The following is a 17,516-nucleotide window of genomic DNA, read 5'->3' on the forward strand; positions in this document are numbered from 1 at the left end:
TTTTTAATTATTAGAAAGTGAACGAAACTGAACCAGTAAATGTCCTTACAAGAGGGAAGTTGAAGTCATCAACTCTAGAGTTGAAGCCACCGGTAGCAGGATCGTATCCAGGGTACTTGCTAAGAAGCAACAAGTTTCTACCGATCAAGCTTACGTTCATTCTCTTGAACACATTATCCAATCCAATTTTAGCAAGTTGAGCCGAACCAAAATTGTAAGCAACAGAAAGCTCTCTTAGTCTCAGGTGCGTAGCATCTTCAACCCAGAAGTCAGTTGCTCTGTTTACGTTATAAATAGTCAACAAATAAGTGTTGTACTGTCTTTGTCCTTCAGGATACTGTCCTTGGCTAAACATTGGGTGTAACCTGTCTCTAGCCAACCACTGACCACCTTGGTAGTAAGTATCTCCACCGTTCTGGTATTCCCATGACATGAACACTGACAACCCTTTGTAGTTGAAGTTTGTTTGCATAGCCATGTTAAAGTTAGGCTGAGCATCACCAATCAACAAGTCATCTCTCTGCACACCAGACTCATCTGTAATATATACAGCAGCCTCGTTAGCAGTAAATTCGTTAGCAGCAACGATCAAGATACCATCTCTGTTTACCTTGAAGTCTGCAGGAGTCAAACCACCTGAAACGTTAGCCACTGTACCATCATCAAGAACGGTCAAATCACTTACAGAACGAGCAATTTTACGTCCGAACATGGTTGTTGGAGAGTTTCCTACATCCCAGATGTTCAATCCGGTAGGGAATCTTGGTCTGTCGAATTCAGTGATTTCCTGACGAGTTCTGTCAAAGATCAAGTTGAAATCTAGGTTCATGTCATTCTTCTGAATGGCAGTATAACCCAATGTGAATTCTATAGTGTTAGTTTCCAAGGTACCAGCGTTCTGCACCTGAGAGCTACGTCCGGTTGCAGCAGAAAGAGGTACAGAAAGAATCTGGTCTCTGTTGTCCTGCTTAGAATAAGAAGCAGCGGCAGTAAATCTGTCAAGGAACTCAACGTTCAAACCAATTTCAATCTCATCTGTAATACCAGGACCGATAAGTGGGTTAGGTAAATTAGTAGGGTTATTTACATTACCGTTGGTAACTGTGGCAATCTCGAATCTATCATCGAAGTTAGGAAGAGTACCTGCCTGACCCCATGATGCGTTAATCTTACCTTCCTGAACACCAGGGATATCCAAGTCCTCAGTGAATCTCCATCCACCTGAGAAACGAGCAAAAGTATTCCAACGGTTATCCTCACCAAACAATGAGCTACCGTCACGTCTTACCACGATATCGAAAAGGTACTTATCAAGGTAGTCACCACCTACTGAGAATGAGAAACTGTTCGATACGATAAGATCTTGATCGAATGAGTCACCATTTAGGTAAGGGATACCATCATTTGGAGAAAGAGTTACGTTATCAATATCATCGAAACCAGGGATACCAAGGTTTGAACCACTAATATTGAATCCAGTACCACCTCTTTGCTCATACAAGAAGAAGGCGTTTGATCGGATATTCCAGTCACCTAACTTCTTAGCATATGTCAACTTAATAGATGTGTTGATTGCTTGGTAGTCATCAAATGAACGAGAAAGGTTACCTACACCTGGAACACCTTGGTTAGCTAGGTATCCAATGTCTTGATAGAATCTCGTTTTATCCATCCAAGTATCTAAACCGAACTGACCTTCTAATTGAAGACCTCTAATGATTTCGTACTTCAATGCAGCAGAACCAACAAATCTTCTTCTAACAAACTCATTTCTCTGATTTGCCAACTGATAGAATGGGTTAAATTCTGACGTTGGAGAGAAACGGTTAGCATTGTAGTTGTAAGGAGAACCATCCTCTTCGTTAGGAGCGAAAAGATCAGCACTTGGATCCATCATGGTCAAAGTTCTGATGTTTCTTGGACGGTTGTCATTTTTCTGATGGATGAACTTCATACTGGTAGACAAAGTGAGTTTGTCTCCCAAGTATTGGTCAGCATTAAAGGCAATGTTGTAACGCTGGCTACCATCGTGTAGTTTAATACCACCAGTTTGGTCTTGGTACTCAGCAGAAACCACCATGTTTCCTGAAGTTCCTCTTGTACTCAATCTTGCATACTGAGTAAGGAAAGTTGAACCCTGGAAGAAATCTTTAATATGATCTCTGTAGCTAGGGAACTCCCCATCAGAGATACCACTTGGATCGTCAACAGCAGTACCAGTGTTATCCAAAAGGAAATCACCAGTAGCCGGGTCAATCTGGAATGGGTGATTAACCGCTTTCTCAGGAGATCTTGAGTTGTAAGCGTTTTGGTTACCCACCTCAGTTCTTACAAATACTTCAGTAGTTCCTACTTCAAGGTTTCTACCTCTTTTAGTAGTAATGGCAATTACACCATTAGCAGCACGTGAACCATAAAGAGTAGCCGCAGAAGCACCTTTCAATACTTCGAAACGCTCCACATCCTGTAGGTTAATGTTTGCCAAAGATCCTTCAACGAATACACCATCTAATACGATAAGTGGTGAACTTCCTCTGGCAAGAGAGGTGTTACCTCTAATCTGAATAGCTGGTCCTCCACCAGGTACGTTACTTGGCTGAACCCTTACACCGGCAATTTTACCTGCAAGTGCAGATCCAACGTCAGTAGCAGGTACTTGCTGGAATACTTTCTCGTTAACAGAACTTACTGTGAAAGGAAGTTTTTTAGCCGGAGTAGCTGCCGCCACACCAGTTACAACAACCTCTCCCAGGTTAGCCACGTCAGGAGATAGAGGCACGTTGATCACAGATCTGTCCCCTACTACCACTTCCTGAGTCACATAGCCCAAGAATCTGAATACTAAAACAGCATCCGGACCTGGCACCTCAATGCGATACTCTCCGTTGGCTTCAGTAGGTACACCTGTGGTCGTACCCTTCAACAAGATAGTCACACCAGGCAATGGAAGACCATCGTCTGAACCAGTAACTTTACCGGTAACTATCCTGCTCTGTGCAAATGCTGAGGTGGTTAAAACCATCAGCACCAACGAGAAACAAGTCAGTAAAATTCTCTTCATTTTGCTTTCGTTTTTAGTTTAATAGTTGATTAAAAAGTTTGTTTAGAAAGTCAAACATAAAATAAAATGTCATCAATTAATAATAATGACGAAACAAAATGGGGAGTCTGAGCAGCATGAAAATGTGCTCTATTTTTGGCTAAACGGCACTTTTGAGGTCAATCAAAAAATTTTATTCCGATGAGTAAGGGTCTTTATAGGCTAAGGTAGCGTTAACAAAAATTAACTTTTGGTTGACAATAGTGTGTTAGATTTTTATTAAAAATTAAAGATCAATTTGAAACATTATGTTTTCGAAAAAAATAAATATTCTGAATAGTTTTTCATTTACAACAATTAGCAATTCTCAACTATAATTTCTCCTGACCTGAATACCCCCAGATGGCTTGTTTTGAAAATAAACAATTATGGCAAATAATATTTGGCGGCATTTTTTTAAAAAAAATTGAGGAATGAACGACATTTTTTTTGCCGTAAACCTCATATCCTTCTACTAAAAAAGGGAGCCGACAGCTCCCTTTTACATATTAAGTAATTCAGCTCCTATTTAGTTAATGAAGGGGTTGTTCTGAATTTCCGCCTGAGGTATTTCAAAGGTCAGTCGGTCATCATCATAAGGAATAGGCTCACCAACGAAAGAGAGGTGATTAGAGCCCCTTACTATAGTAGCCTGATTTCTCTTCATGGCCAAGTATGACTTACCTTCAGCAAAGAACTCGATTCTGGTCTGCAGATAAATCTCATCAATCAAGGCCTGACCCGTAAGCAGATCTACATAAGCATAATCCAATGGGTCTGCAAAACGCTCAGCCAAAAGAGCCTTCAGAGAGTTTCTTGCCGTAATCAAATCACCGGTTTTCGCTGCGGCCTCTGCATTTAACAAGTACATCTCTGCCACTCTCATATAGATATAGTCTGTGGTTACTGTTCTCTGTCCACCGGTTACACGTGCCGGGTCATAGAACTTATTCTGTGCAACCAGATGGTAGCTGCTGTTAGGGTTGTTCAAAAACTGTCCCTTTCTCACATCATTTGCCGGAATCTGATCGAACAGACCTTGATCCAAAGCTTTTCTATCACCTGCCCATTGATAGCTATAGGTGTAGCGGTCCATCTGACCCCACCAAGACACAAGGTTGATACCATTGTCGGTGGTAATATCTACACCCCACATCCAACCCGGAGTATTCACATCATTGAATCCACCAAGAACTTCAGTGGCATCCATGATAGGATAGGTACCTGAGTTAATGACATCAGCTGTAAGTGTTTTTACTTCAGCATAGTTGCCCAATGCTGCATGAACGTAAGCTAAGATACCCTGTGCCACACTTTTATCGATTTGTGTTTTGGCGCTACGGTTGAATCCATCCAAAAGCGAAATAGCGTCTGTCAGGTCATCTACAATAAGATTGTAAACCTCCTGAGCAGTGCTCTTAGGCTGGTTAGGCAAACTTGGATCATCGTAAATCGGCAGTATTTCTTCAGAAAGATCGAGGCCTTCCTGGAAGAACTGAGCCAGATAGAAATACGAATGAGCTCTCATAGCCTTCGCCTGACCCATGATATAGCGGTTTTCGGCAATTTCGGGAGTAGCATCGTTACCACCCAAGGCGTCAATTACCAAATTGGCCGAACGAATGAGTCGGAAGTAGTATCTCCAAACCTGATAGTTATCATTGAACGTAAAGTCCTGTGTGGCCTGGAATTCCGTAATAGTTCTATACCAACCGTAGGTACTTACAGTGAGCGCAAGGTCTCCAGACAGCATATCGCTGAAGATGTCATATCCTTTTTGCCCAAAATCGTCATGTCCACCGGTTCCTCCTGTGAACGCCTGAAACATGAGCGTGTAAATACCGCTCATACTACCGGCAATAACCTCAGGGTTATTGGCCGCAGCCTCCGCAACCTGCTCTGCCGTTAGGAACTCAGATGGTTGCACTTCAAGGTAGTCTTCGCTACAACCCAGCATGCTGAGTATAGCAAAGCCACATAGAATAGAATATATTTTATTTCTCATGTTCTTCATTGTTTTAGAATCTAACCCTCAAACCAAGAGTGAACGTTGTTAATGGGTCGTATCTGTAAATACTAGAAGCACCAGTCTCTGAAGTTGAAGGGTTAAAGCCTTCTCTGGCGCTGAGCAAGAACAGGTTATCGGCAGAACCAGAAACACTAACTGCTTTCAATCCTGTACCGTTCAACCAAGCCTGAGGCAAGTTGTAACCAACTCTAATGTTATTTAAAGACAAGAAGTTGGTAGATGTAATGAATCGAGAAGACTGGCTGTTCACGTTTGTGTCGAAGTTATCCGAGAGTCTTGGCACATTGGTTACATCGCCAGCCTGTTGCCATCTGTCTCTGATATCCACATGCCAGTTTTGGTTACCCGCTTGAGGGTTCCCCATTAGGTTGGCATAGGCTCCGTCATACGCATGACCACCAAGGCTATATATAAACTGAGCACTCAAGTCTATTCCTTTGTAACTTGCTGCCAGTCTGAAAGCACCACTCACAACCGGAATTGGCGATTTGTCGAGGAATTTCTGAGTCGCATCGGAGTAAGATTTTGTTGTAGTCTTCTGAACATTAGCGTCAGGGTTTTCTACCAGATACTCATATAGGGAAGCGATCTCTTCACCACTATCATAAATACCATCATTGTTGGCATCATCATAATAGAGGTTCCACATGGCTCTACCATCTTGTGGGTCTACACCAGCCCACTCTCTCATGTAGAAATCGAAGAGAGATCGACCTGCTGTTCTACCGTAAGCACCATTGATGTCGAGTACCTTTTCTTTACCCGTGGCCGGGTCAATAGGCATTTTAGTAAGCTCATTACCCAGGAACGATCCATTTACGGTAAAGTCCAGTTTAAAGTCGCTCTTATTAAAGATGTGAGTAGTCAGGTCAAACTCCAATCCTGAGTTTCTCAAACGTCCATCGTTAACAGTTTCTGTAGCATAACCTACAGATGGCCCCACGTTTCTGTTGAAAATCAGGTTGGTCGTATTCTTAATATAGTAATCGATAGAACCGTCCAACACTCTACCAATGGTAAACTCGGCTCCTACCTGATATAGATTGGCTGTCTCCCATGTAAGGTTAGGGAAACCAATGTTTCTTTCAGAAATTGAAATAGCACCATTCAGGTTGTCTACATTAAAGGTGTTGTATCCTGGATACAGACCTACACCTGCCTGATCACCACTCACTCCATAGCTGGCCTTCAGTTTAAAGAAGTCAACAAATGGCAGAGCATCCTGGAAGAAGTTCTCTTCAGACATAATCCAGGAAGCACCTACAGAACCAAAGGTATCCCACTTGTTATTCACGAATCGGGAAGAACCATCGCGTCTTAGTGAGGCACTAAAGAAATACTTCTCTTTATAGTTGTAGTTGGCTTGGCCAAAGTAAGACTCCAAGCGGCTGCTGTTCTTAAAGGATGTTGGAGGCGAAGAAACAATAATGTAGTTATTGAACTCTGCCAGGTAAGGTAAAACAGCCTTCTCTTTGCTTTGCGAAGCAAATGTTTGGTCGAAGCTATTTGTTTCATGAGCGGCCAGAACTTCAATCGAATGATTTCCAAAGCTCTTCTCATATCGAGCCAAATTCAGGAAGTTTTGAACAAAAAGCTCAGTATCTGTTCTAAACAGTGAACCTCCCTGAGATGCTCCAGAACCATAGAATGGGTTTCTCAATGAGGTAGCTCTGTTATTGTAGTATTGAGCACCAAACTTAGACTGGAAAGAAAGCTCCGGTGTAATTTGAGCATCAAAAGTAAAGTTGGCGTTCAACTCATGTCTTTTACTTCCATTTCTGTCAAAATGTGCATCGGCAATAGAGTTAGTAAGCGCACCAAAACCTCTACCGGAATCGCCATAATCATACTGATTGCCTCCAAAGATTGGGTCTTGCACAATATTACCCTCTGAATCCCTTAGAAACAGTGGATAAATTGGAGGAAGATTATCTACGAACCAGAAGATGCTTCCTGAGTTACTCGATTGACCGTTGGTTTGGTTTTCAGAAAGGGCATAACCAATGTTTACGGAACCTGACAACCACTCTTTTACATTGTGGGTAAGGTTGAGTCGGGTTGAGTAACGCTCGTAGTCCGAGTTAACAATATACCCCACATCATTCAAGTAACCGAAAGAAGTAAAGTACTTGGTGTCTTCGCTACCACCACTCAATCGAATGTTTGCCTCGTTTCTTGACGAGTTCTGGAAACCATAGTCTTCCCAGTTTTCCGGGTTGTATCTACGGGTTACTCCAGGTCTCACTGTTCTGGTGTTAGGGTCGATAAGTTCGCCTCCATTGGCCACATTCCACATATTATAGAATGGAGCAATACCTCCACCTGAGAACAAGCGTGCATTAGCATATGCCTCAGGATCGGGCTCACCAGTAGCCACACCTCTATTGTACAAACTCTCCCAGGTAAGGGCAATGTACTCCTCAGGAGACTTGATGGTTTGTTGACGCGGCAACAGGCTCATGTTAACTCCAGACTTCAGGTCGATTTCTATAGAGTTGTTAGAAGCCGAACCGCTTTTCGTGGTGATCAAGATAACACCGTTAGCACCTCTGGCACCATAAATGGCAGTAGCCGTAGCATCTTTCAACACGGTAGTCGATGCGATATCGGCTGGGTTGATAGAGTTAATGCTTCCTGAAAATGGAACACCGTCTACTACATACAGTGGATCTCTGTTTCCGTTAACCGAGCCAAAACCTCTAATACGAATAGTAGAAGCTGTTCCCGGCTGGCCAGAAGTATTGATTACCGTAACACCAGCCACCTCACCGGCAAGAGCCTGTGATACGTTGGAGAAGTTTTTGGACTCAATATCCTCTTGTTTCACCGTCTTAGCCGTACCGGTGAAAGACTTCTTTGTAGACTCACCGTAACCGGTTACCACTACCTCTCCAAGAGATACGGCATCGGGCTCTAGTGAAACATTAATAGTTGTTTGATTACCTACAGTGACTTCCTTGGTGATGTACCCTAGGAATCTGTATACCAAGACAGTTTCCGCGCTGGGAACTTCCAGGCGGTAATTACCCTCAAAATCGGTAGTAGTACCGTTTGTGGTCCCTTTGATCATAATGGTCACTTGCGGTAGCGCAAGACCATCATCTGCTCCCGTTACTGTTCCCGTTACAGTTCTGGATTGACCATAGGCCACACCAGAAAACAATAAGCACAGCAAGGAGACCAAAGACAATGAAATTCTCTTCATCCCTTGTTAGTTTAGTTTAATAATAAATAGTTTGTCTATGATTAAATTGAATTAATCCTATACAGTTACGAACAACTGAGAAAGAACTTACCCTAAAGCCACTAGGGTTTTATGGATAAAAATACTCATCCCCAAATGTTCAATTGGCGAATTTATAACTTTAAGTAGACAAAACAATATTATCAGGCTAAGAGAAAGCTTTTTAAATGTACATACACAAATAAACACTTGGTAATCAGGCGGTTTATTTTCTAACCGTTCGTATAATAATTTCTACCCTACGGTTGTTTTGCTGGCTTTGAGGGTCTACTTCCGGGCTAATTGGGCGTTTTTTTCCAAATGAAGAAATGAAAACTCTATTATGGCCAATGCCATGGGCTTGCAACCAGGCGGCTACAGCCAATGCCCGTTTTTCAGAAAGCTGTTGATTATAGGCCTGCCCTCCTATACTGTCTGTATGGCCCTGCACTTCTATATCTAATTCCGGATGAGCTTTGAGCAGTTCCAGAACGCTCATCAATTGAGAACTTACACTTGGCTTTAACTCAAAACTATCGAAGTCGAAGAGTATGGGTTCGTTGAGCAGCGCCTGACCTACTGCGAAGGGTTCCATTCGAATGGTGGAGTCTGTAATGAACTCAGACCATTCCACCAGTTTGGTTCGATAACCGGTTTTTTTCGCTTTCACCTGGTTGGCCTTTTGCAATTCAAACACCCCACCTTCGGTTTCTAGCTCAATCAGGCCCGAGTTATTGAGAAGCTCTACTTTGGCTTGTAATGGACGTTCATCTCTTGCATCAATTACCCGACCAAACACCCTTGGCGTCTCTACTTGGGGCAGCACATTTTCAGGAATTTTGAATCGCTTCAGCCTCAAACTACCGCTGGCATCGCTTGCACTAAAATAGGCCCATAAGTCGGCCGATACACAGTAGCCAACCTGATCAAAGGCATCGTTGATGGGGTACCCCAGGTTCTCCGGTACACTCCATTTTGCATCGGCCAGCCTCAACGTTTTAAATAAATCGTATCCTCCAAGTCCTACCCTCCCCTTGGTGGAGAATATAAGTGTTTGTCCATCGAGGTAGATAAATGGTGAACAGTCGTCTTCCGGAGTGTTGACATCTTCTCCTAAATTAACAGCCTGCTGCCACTCTCCATCTTCCTTTCTACTCATCCAAATATCTTGTTTACCCATTCCTCCCGGGCGAAGACTCACAAAGTAGAGGGTTGCTCCATCGACTGTAAGCGAGGGTTGAGAATCCCACTCAGGGCTGTTTACGCGTTCATTTAACAATTCTGGCGCTGACCATTGCTGCCCTTGTTTGTACGAAACGTATAAGTCGCAGCTACCAATATTGTCAGGCCTGTTACAACTGGTGAACACCAATGTTCTGCCATCGGCAGAAATAGATGCTGTACCCTCGTTCCTGTCTGTATTTATCTGATCTGATATGTTTGCGGGTTTGGCCCAGCCTCTTTCGGTCAACTGGCTAAAGAATATATTTTCGTCCCCTCGCCCATTATTGTCACGAGTAGTAAAAACCAATTGCCCCTGTCTGGTAATGGATGGAAAATACTGCTGTTCGAAGGCATTAATGGGATGAGGAAGCTCTTCGAAAGTGAGCGGCATTGGGTCTGCCACTTGCTCTAGGGAAAACTGTATAGATGTTTTAAGAAACTCAACCTGCTCAGCCCCAACTCCATATACTTCATGACCCAACTGTGTTATATATTGCTGTGCCTGGGTATATTCTCCCAATTGATAGGCATAATTGGCCTGAAACAGCAAAAGTCTATTAAGGTAGGGTGCTTCTAGTTCCTCTCGTTTGGCAGCAATAAGTGCCACCGCCCTTTGAGGCTCATCTCTCTTCAGTAAAACCTCATGCAGCAATACGATCGCTTCATCAAAACCAGGATCCTTGTTGAGTACCTCGTTCAGAATTTCTGCCGATTTAAAAAGGTTACCTATACGAACCAGTTCTTCGGCCTGTTGGTACTGTTCAACGAGTTTTTTTTTCTTGGTGTGGTAGTCGATTTGCCCCCAACACAAAGTGGAGCATAACAGAAATGAAATAATAACGGCTTTTTTCAACGCTAAGGAATATGCATAAACTTATGTGTTTGTAGCGAAATTTTCCAGCGAGGGTTGTCTTTTACGTAATCAATTATTTGCGGAAGCATCTTGTCTGACTTGTCCCATTCGGGTTGTAGATAAAGTAAACACTCCGGTCTAACCTTGGCAGCGTGCTCTTCCGCCCACTTAAAGTCACTTTTGTTGTACACCACTACCTTAAGCTCATCGGCTGCGGCATAGAACTCTTCTTTGGGTTGCATAAACTTTTTGGGCGAGAAGCAGAGCCAATCCCATGTTCCGCTGAGTGAATGAGCTCCTGAGGTTTCAATGTTTGTATGGTACCCTTCTGCCCGTAACCTATCGGTCAATGCGTTAAGGTTGTACATGAGGGGTTCCCCTCCGGTAACTACAACAAGCTTCCCTTTGTATTTTTTTGCACCGCCAACAATCTCATCGATGGAATGAAGGGGCCAGCGCAATGCATCCCAGCTATCCTTTACATCGCACCAAACGCAGCCAACATCGCATCCTCCCAACCGAACAAAATAGGCTGGGTTTCCTGTAAAATGACCTTCGCCCTGGATGGTGTAAAATGCTTCCATTACAGGAAGCTTGCCGTGGAGTTCGGCTGTTTGTTTACTTTCTTTCATAGACAATTTTTTATAGCAGGTGTTGAAACTGCTTTACTATTGAATCTCTTTAAAACGTCATTCCCAACCCGATCAGCCAACTGCTATTCATGGAAGATATTCCCACAGCAAGGGACTGACGACAGTGTTGGATTTCAGTTATACTAATTTCTGACTGGCCAAATAGGTATTCCAAAGCAGTGAAGCGATGGTCATCGGCCCTACACCTCCCGGAACAGGGGTAATGTAACTACACTTTGGTGCTACTTCATCGAACCGAACGTCTCCCTTGAGCTTGAAGCCTGACTTAGTCTTATCGGAGGGCACTCGATGTATACCCACATCGATGACAATAGCTCCTTCCTTCACCATATCTTCAGTAACGAAACCTTCCCTGCCAATTGCTACAATAAGGATATCGGCCTGTCGGGTTACCTCCGCCAAGTTCTTGGTTCGGCTATGACACAAGGTAACCGTAGCATTTCCGGGCTTAGAATTGCGACTCATCAATACACTTATGGGCGTACCAACGGTGTGGCTTCTCCCAATCACTACACAATGTTTGCCACTGGTTTCAATACCGTTTCTCTCCAAAAGAAGCATCATTCCCTTAGGCGTAGCGGGTAAAAGTGTGGGCAGATCCAACAGCATTTTACCCAAATTGGTCGGATGGAATCCGTCTACATCTTTTTCTGGCAAAATAGCCTCTACAACTTTCTGTTCATCGATTTGCTTTGGCAAAGGTACCTGAACAATAAACCCGTCAATTTCAGGGTCTTTGTTCAGTCGGTCTACCGTGGCCAGCACCTCTTCTTCAGAGGTTTCTTCCGGCAAATGAAAAAGGGTAGAACCAAAGCCGATAGCCTCACAGGCTTTTACCTTGGCGTTTACATAGGTTTTGCTGGCACCATCTTCACCAACCAATACGGCCGCTAAATGAGGCACTTTTGCTCCTTTTGCTTTTATTTCATTTACTTTTTCGGTCAGCTCATCTTTTATTTGCTGAGCTGTGGCTTTTCCATCGAGTAACTTCATTTTAAGTTTTTTGGTGTTTGGTGCACAGTGCTCGGTTTACTTCTTCAAATCATTAATATCGGCTTGAACGAATTTCATTCAACGGATAGCTGACTTACTTACGCTTTTTAATCCAACTTCAGAACCGCCATGAAGGCCTCTTGCGGAATCTCCACATTACCTACCTGACGCATTCTTTTCTTTCCTTTTTTCTGCTTTTCAAGCAATTTACGCTTACGCGTAATGTCTCCTCCGTAACACTTGGCCAACACGTTTTTACGCATGGCTTTTACAGTTTCTCTGGCTATTACTTTTGTACCAATCGATGCCTGTACCGCAATTTCAAACATCTGCCGTGGAATAAGATCCTTTAGTTTTTCGCAGAGCCTTTTTCCCCACTCATAGGCTTTGTCTCTGTGCACTATAGCCGAAAGCGCATCTACTTTGTCTCCATTGAGCTGGATGTCCAGCTTTACCAGGTTGGACTGTCTGAAGCCTATCAACTCATAGTCTAATGAAGCGTAGCCTCTGGAAATGGTTTTGAGTTTGTCGAAGAAATCGAAAACTATCTCGGCCAGAGGCATTTCAAAGGTTAGCTCTACTCTGTCTGAGGTAAGGTAAACCTGGTTTTTAATGATACCACGCTTTTCCATGCACAGCCCCATGATGCCTCCCACATACTCAGACTTGGAAATAATTTGAGCACGGATAATCGGCTCTTCCATGTGAGACATCTTATTGGCCTCGGGCATTTCGGAGGGTGCATTGATTTTCTTCACCGTGCCATCGCCCATTATGGCATGAAACTGAACAGACGGAACGGTTGTAATCACCGTCATGTCAAACTCCCGCTCCAATCGCTCCTGCACAATTTCTAAGTGCAGCATTCCCAGAAAACCACATCGGAAACCAAAACCTAGTGCTGCCGAAGTTTCAGGCTCCCATACCAACGAGGCGTCATTTAACTGAAGTTTCTCCATAGAAGCCCTCAGTTCTTCAAAGTCTTGTGTGTCGACCGGATAAATTCCGGCAAAAACCATGGGTTTCACATCTTCAAAACCCTTTACCATTTTCTGAGTAGGCCTATCGACATGGGTAATGGTATCACCCACTTTTACCTCCTTGGCCACTTTAATACCGGAAATGAGGTAACCTACATTACCTGCCTTAATTTCTTGCTGTGGAGACTGTTTTAATTTGAGAATACCAATTTCATCGGCATCGTATACCTTGCCCGTATTCACAAACTTTACCTTATCTCCCTTTCTTATAGTTCCGTTGAAAACGCGGAAGATTACTTCAATTCCTCTGAAAGAGTTGAAGACTGAATCGAAAATCATGGCCTGAAGGGGTTCGTCAGGATCTCCGGTGGGTGCCGGAATTTTTTCTACTATGGCCTCCAGGATTTTATCTACACCAATCCCCTCTTTACCGCTAGCCAGAATTACATCTTCTCTCGCACAACCGAGTAATTCAACAACCTGATCGGTCATTTCTTCGGGCATGGCTCCCGGCAAATCAATTTTATTCAACACAGGAATAATCTCCAGATCATGCTCCAGGGCCAGATACAGATTAGAAATGGTTTGTGCTTCTACACCCTGCGAGGCATCCACAATAAGCAGTGCTCCTTCACAGGCAGCAATGGAGCGCGACACTTCATAAGAAAAATCAACGTGGCCGGGAGTATCAATTAAGTTAAGAACATACTCTTCACCCTTGTAGTTATAGTTCATCTGAATGGCGTGCGATTTAATGGTAATACCTCGCTCGCGCTCCAAATCCATATCATCCAACAGTTGATTTTGCATCTCCCTTTCCGACACAGTACCTGTGTACTGCAACAACCTATCGGCCAGGGTGCTCTTGCCATGGTCGATGTGCGCAATGATGCAGAAATTCCGAATTCTCTTCATATACCTCTAAACGAACCGCAAAAATAGAAAAAGTTGATGCATTTTAAGATTCTGACTACCACTCATTTTAGAATGACTGCTCAGGCTGCCACTTAAGCGGCATGTGCCCATTTGTTTTGGGCCGCTACGCCCCAGAAGATGATGAAATATATTCGGCATCACGGCCATATTGGCTACTTTTGCCGCATGCTTTTGGCCGACAAGAAAAAACAGGAAAACATTTCGGAATACATCATTTACATGTACCAGACCGAGATGCTCATTCGAAACTTTGATTTCGATCTTGAGAAAATAAAAATTCATGTTTTTGGAAATATCCCCGATGAAAAGATGACTGAAGCCCAGCGAGAAGAGGCCATTGACTGGTATGCTGAGGTAATTGCTCAAATGAAGAAGGAGAAGCTAGAAAAAGAAGGTCACCTGGCAGAAGTGCAACAGATTGTAGAACAACTGTCTGAGCTTAGTATTAGGTTACTGTCAGAAAATGAAGATTACCGTGCAGTATTCAATGCAGCGCGCCCGGCTATCCGCGAAAACATTGAAGCTTCTGAAGGGCTAATCTCAAACCCTGTTCAGGTTTGCCTCAACGGGGTTCTTGGGCTATTAATTGCCCGCATGAACGGCCGCCATATCCCGGACGACACTATGGCTCAGATTGAACACTTCGGAAACATACTTTCCCTGCTCTCCCACTTTTATAAAAAGAATCAGTCTTCGAGCTAGCGTAACAGTATTCGATTATACATACTTCATCTTCTCATTGTTTTATTTTGTAACTTATGGTTGCGATATTGACCTCAACCAGTTACTCAAGCCACACAATGAGCATGAAGCACATACATACACTGGCTCTATTCCTATTTGCCCTATGGCCTTTGAGCGCTCAAACCATTGAAAAGAGCTACATAAGCACCGATAAGAATATCTATGCCCCCGAAGACACCATTTGGTTTAAAACCTTTGTAGTGGGTATAGACAACCAATTATCTGACCGCAGCTTGGCCTACCATGTACTGCTAGCCGATAGTTTGGGCAATAAAAAAGCCGATACAAGCTGGCCGGTTTACAATGGCATGTCAGACGGTTACCTAATTGCCCCGGCCGAAGAGGGACTTTATACGCTTATGGGTGTTTCGGGGCAAATGGTTGGTTCAGACTCGTCCCTGTATTTTTCAAAGTCGGTTTTTGTAAGAAGTATTGAGCCCGATGCGTACAAGTTACTGGCCTTTCCCAGATACAGCAGGTTTAGTAAAGATGCCGCCAACCCTGTGGATGTTTATGCCCGAATTGACAATGACAAACCGGTTGCTCAGCTTAACCTTACCTACAGAGCTTTGGCCAACGGAGTGACCGTTGAAAGTGGAAAAATAAAGACGGATACTACAGGGGCAGCAAGGGTGTTTCTCGGTTCTTCCAAAAAATCTATACCAACTCCCTCTCACCTATGGATTCAGGTCGATGAAGCATCACTAAGCAAACCCATTCATCTTTATGTTCCTCTTCCGGCAGAGCAGGAAGAAAAGATAGACTTACAGTTCTTTCCGGAAGGTGGGCACCTAATTGCCAATACCATAAACCACATTGCTTTTAAAGCTATTGATCGAAGAGGCCGCCCTTTCGATTTCGAAGGATATCTGAAAGATGAAACAGGCACAATACTGGATACTCTCAAGAGCACCCACGCGGGCATGGGAAGTTTTGAACTCATGCCAGAACTCCACAAAGAATATTCAGTGGTCATAGCTAACTCCCCTCAGCCAGAAGAAATCTACTATTTACCAGAGAGCCATTTAACCGGTATTGCACTACACCTCAAGCGCCAGAACAATGATAGAGTTTTAGCAATAAAACCCAGCCAAAACCTAATGAATACGAAAGGCTTTCTTACGCTGAGCAATCAGACCGATACTATTATGCACCTAGACTTTACCTTGCAAGAGAACTTGGCCTGGAGAGTACCTGAACAAAATTTAATTGCAGGCATTTATAAGGTTACTGTGCAGAGCAAAACACTTGAACTCGTTGCAGAGCGACTCATATTTGTTAATGCCGAACGAAAACTGAACATAGACCTTCAACTGGACAAAAAAGATTATTCTCCTCGCCAAAAAGTAGAGTTGACACTTACTGTCAAAGACGAAACAGGTGCTCCGGTAAAAGGAAATTTTGCCTTGGCCGTAACCGATCAGGAGTTCTCTAAAGCCCCTAACAATCAACAGCCTCATTTGCTTTCGCAACTGTTGCTTACGGCCGAGTTAAGAGGAAAAATTCCTACTCCTAATTTCTACTTTTCTGGCCAACCCGGGGCCTTAGAAGGACTCGACCTGGTAATGCTCACTCACGGCTGGCGAAAATACAGTCCAAGCCGTTATAAAGATCCCGAAGCCATTGTTGGCCAGAGCCTATCCTTTATTGGTAACAACCCCATTACCGGTGTAGAAATACTTATTGCTACCAAATACTCTGAAAAACCTGACACTGTGCGCTCAGGAGAGAACGGACGCTTCATTGTTGAGTCATCTTTTTTCAAAAGTAAGGGAGACTCTGTCTTACTATTTCTGGCCGGGCAAGAGAAAGGGAAGAGAAAAGTACAATTGGTTTCAGACACGGAAAGACGTAAAGCATTAATAGGTTCTCTCATTAGAGGAATAGGGCATGAGAAAAACTCGTATGCCCCTCTTGAGATATATAAACTACAATTTAAGGTGGCAAAGAGCCGATTCAATAATTCTACTCTACTGAGTACTTTCAAAGTAAAGTCCAGCACTGTCATACCTCGAGGGAGCTGTAATGTAGAGGATTTTCACACTCAGTTTCCCTGGAAAACCAAAACCATTGAAGAACTAGATTTATCGGATAACGATATAATTGAGTTAATAAAACAAGTAAGCAACGAAGTAGAAGGTATTGGTGCCACCAAATTAAACCTCGATTACTCCGACCCCTTTTCAGGATCAAGAATTCCCATCAACGATGTTTTGAAAAGCAAAAAATGGCCACATGTATTTTCTATAAAGGTAAACTGTGACCCTCGCGGCATGCAAGCTGTTGGCAAACGCACAGTAAGAGAACCCATGGGAAGAGGTCAAGTTGAAGTACCCCGTGGCGGAGCCTATGAAACTCTCTACACCATTGACTGGAGCAACCTGGAGTCTATATCAGTAAGCTATCCTGCACCCTCATCTTTGATTTTAGGTCATGGAGACGATGGAAAGCCCAACGAGCTCAACTTTCCGGAGGTAATTCTGAGAACTAAGAACGGAGTGGTAATTCCTAAGCCTGCTATTAACGATCGAATAGTTCATCCGGTGCACCGCAATTACACCAAAGAATTTTACTCACCCCTATACGAAACCGATGAGCAAAAAAACGACCCTGTGCCGGACTTAAGAACAACCATATATTGGAATGCCAACGTGGTAACGAACGAAAACGGTCAGGCCAAAATAACGTTTTACAATGCCGATAGGCCCAATCCAATTCAAGTTACGGTAGAAGGCATTGGAGCCTACAGCCGTCTGGGTTATTCCAGTATAAACTATCAGGTTATTGAAAGCAACCAGTAAA

The 17,516-nt window shown here is 43.5% G+C and carries 9 protein-coding genes; 2 read left to right on the plus strand and 7 right to left on the minus strand.

Annotated elements, in window-relative coordinates:
* Window positions 1-10: 10 nt before the first annotated feature.
* The 7 genes from IE164_RS16915 to lepA form a co-directional block, all read right to left on the minus strand.
* Window positions 11-3,061, minus strand: coding sequence for a SusC/RagA family TonB-linked outer membrane protein (locus IE164_RS16915; RefSeq protein ID WP_189631457.1), 3,051 nt, complete (start codon window positions 3,059-3,061; stop codon window positions 11-13).
* Between the two features lie 547 nt (window positions 3,062-3,608).
* Window positions 3,609-5,084 carry a RagB/SusD family nutrient uptake outer membrane protein gene (locus IE164_RS16920; protein ID WP_189631458.1) on the minus strand — a complete coding sequence of 492 codons (1,476 nt, stop codon included), beginning with the start codon at window positions 5,082-5,084 and terminating at the stop codon, window positions 3,609-3,611.
* A gap of 13 nt (window positions 5,085-5,097) precedes the next feature.
* Window positions 5,098-8,313 carry a SusC/RagA family TonB-linked outer membrane protein gene (locus IE164_RS16925; protein ID WP_189631459.1) on the minus strand — a complete coding sequence of 1,072 codons (3,216 nt, stop codon included), beginning with the start codon at window positions 8,311-8,313 and terminating at the stop codon, window positions 5,098-5,100.
* Window positions 8,314-8,557: 244 nt separating this feature from the next.
* Window positions 8,558-10,408, minus strand: a complete 1,851-nt coding sequence (locus IE164_RS16930) for an OmpA family protein (RefSeq protein WP_189631460.1) — start codon at window positions 10,406-10,408, stop codon at window positions 8,558-8,560.
* Between the two features lie 2 nt (window positions 10,409-10,410).
* A complete protein-coding gene (locus tag IE164_RS16935) occupies window positions 10,411-11,040 on the minus strand; it encodes a 7-carboxy-7-deazaguanine synthase QueE (RefSeq protein WP_229838745.1) in 630 nt (209 codons plus the stop codon).
* A gap of 138 nt (window positions 11,041-11,178) precedes the next feature.
* Window positions 11,179-12,054 carry a bifunctional methylenetetrahydrofolate dehydrogenase/methenyltetrahydrofolate cyclohydrolase FolD gene (folD, locus tag IE164_RS16940; RefSeq protein WP_189631461.1) on the minus strand — a complete coding sequence of 292 codons (876 nt, stop codon included), beginning with the start codon at window positions 12,052-12,054 and terminating at the stop codon, window positions 11,179-11,181.
* Window positions 12,055-12,161: 107 nt separating this feature from the next.
* Window positions 12,162-13,949 (minus strand): translation elongation factor 4, encoded by a 1,788-nt coding sequence (gene lepA / locus IE164_RS16945; RefSeq protein WP_189631462.1) that lies wholly within the window; start codon window positions 13,947-13,949, stop codon window positions 12,162-12,164.
* 138 nt (window positions 13,950-14,087) lie between these two features.
* Here lepA and IE164_RS16950 point away from each other — a divergent pair, with 138 nt between their 5' ends.
* Both IE164_RS16950 and IE164_RS16955 read left to right on the plus strand, forming a co-directional pair.
* Complete coding sequence (locus tag IE164_RS16950) at window positions 14,088-14,672, plus strand: DUF4924 family protein (RefSeq protein ID WP_189631463.1); 585 nt, start codon at window positions 14,088-14,090, stop codon at window positions 14,670-14,672.
* Window positions 14,673-14,776: 104 nt separating this feature from the next.
* Entirely contained in the window at window positions 14,777-17,515 is a 2,739-nt protein-coding gene (locus IE164_RS16955; RefSeq protein WP_189631464.1) for a hypothetical protein, read from the plus strand.
* The last annotated feature ends 1 nt before the right edge of the window (window position 17,516 follow it).

Origin of the sequence: Roseivirga thermotolerans (assembly GCF_014653175.1) — a bacterium.
Classification (GTDB): Bacteria; Bacteroidota; Bacteroidia; order Cytophagales; family Cyclobacteriaceae; genus Roseivirga; species Roseivirga thermotolerans.

What these genes read in the sequence shown, in the direction of transcription:
- IE164_RS16915 (WP_189631457.1), bottom strand. Translation starts at nt 3,061, where the DNA reads ATGAAGAGAATTTTACTGACTTGTTTCTCGTTGGTGCTGATGGTTTTA.
- IE164_RS16920 (WP_189631458.1), bottom strand. Translation starts at nt 5,084, where the DNA reads ATGAGAAATAAAATATATTCTATTCTATGTGGCTTTGCTATACTCAGC.
- IE164_RS16925 (WP_189631459.1), bottom strand. Translation starts at nt 8,313, where the DNA reads ATGAAGAGAATTTCATTGTCTTTGGTCTCCTTGCTGTGCTTATTGTTT.
- IE164_RS16935 (WP_229838745.1), bottom strand. Translation starts at nt 11,040, where the DNA reads ATGAAAGAAAGTAAACAAACAGCCGAACTCCACGGCAAGCTTCCTGTA.
- folD (WP_189631461.1), bottom strand. Translation starts at nt 12,054, where the DNA reads ATGAAGTTACTCGATGGAAAAGCCACAGCTCAGCAAATAAAAGATGAG.
- lepA (WP_189631462.1), bottom strand. Translation starts at nt 13,949, where the DNA reads ATGAAGAGAATTCGGAATTTCTGCATCATTGCGCACATCGACCATGGC.
- IE164_RS16950 (WP_189631463.1), top strand. Translation starts at nt 14,088, where the DNA reads ATGATGAAATATATTCGGCATCACGGCCATATTGGCTACTTTTGCCGC.
- IE164_RS16955 (WP_189631464.1), top strand. Translation starts at nt 14,777, where the DNA reads ATGAAGCACATACATACACTGGCTCTATTCCTATTTGCCCTATGGCCT.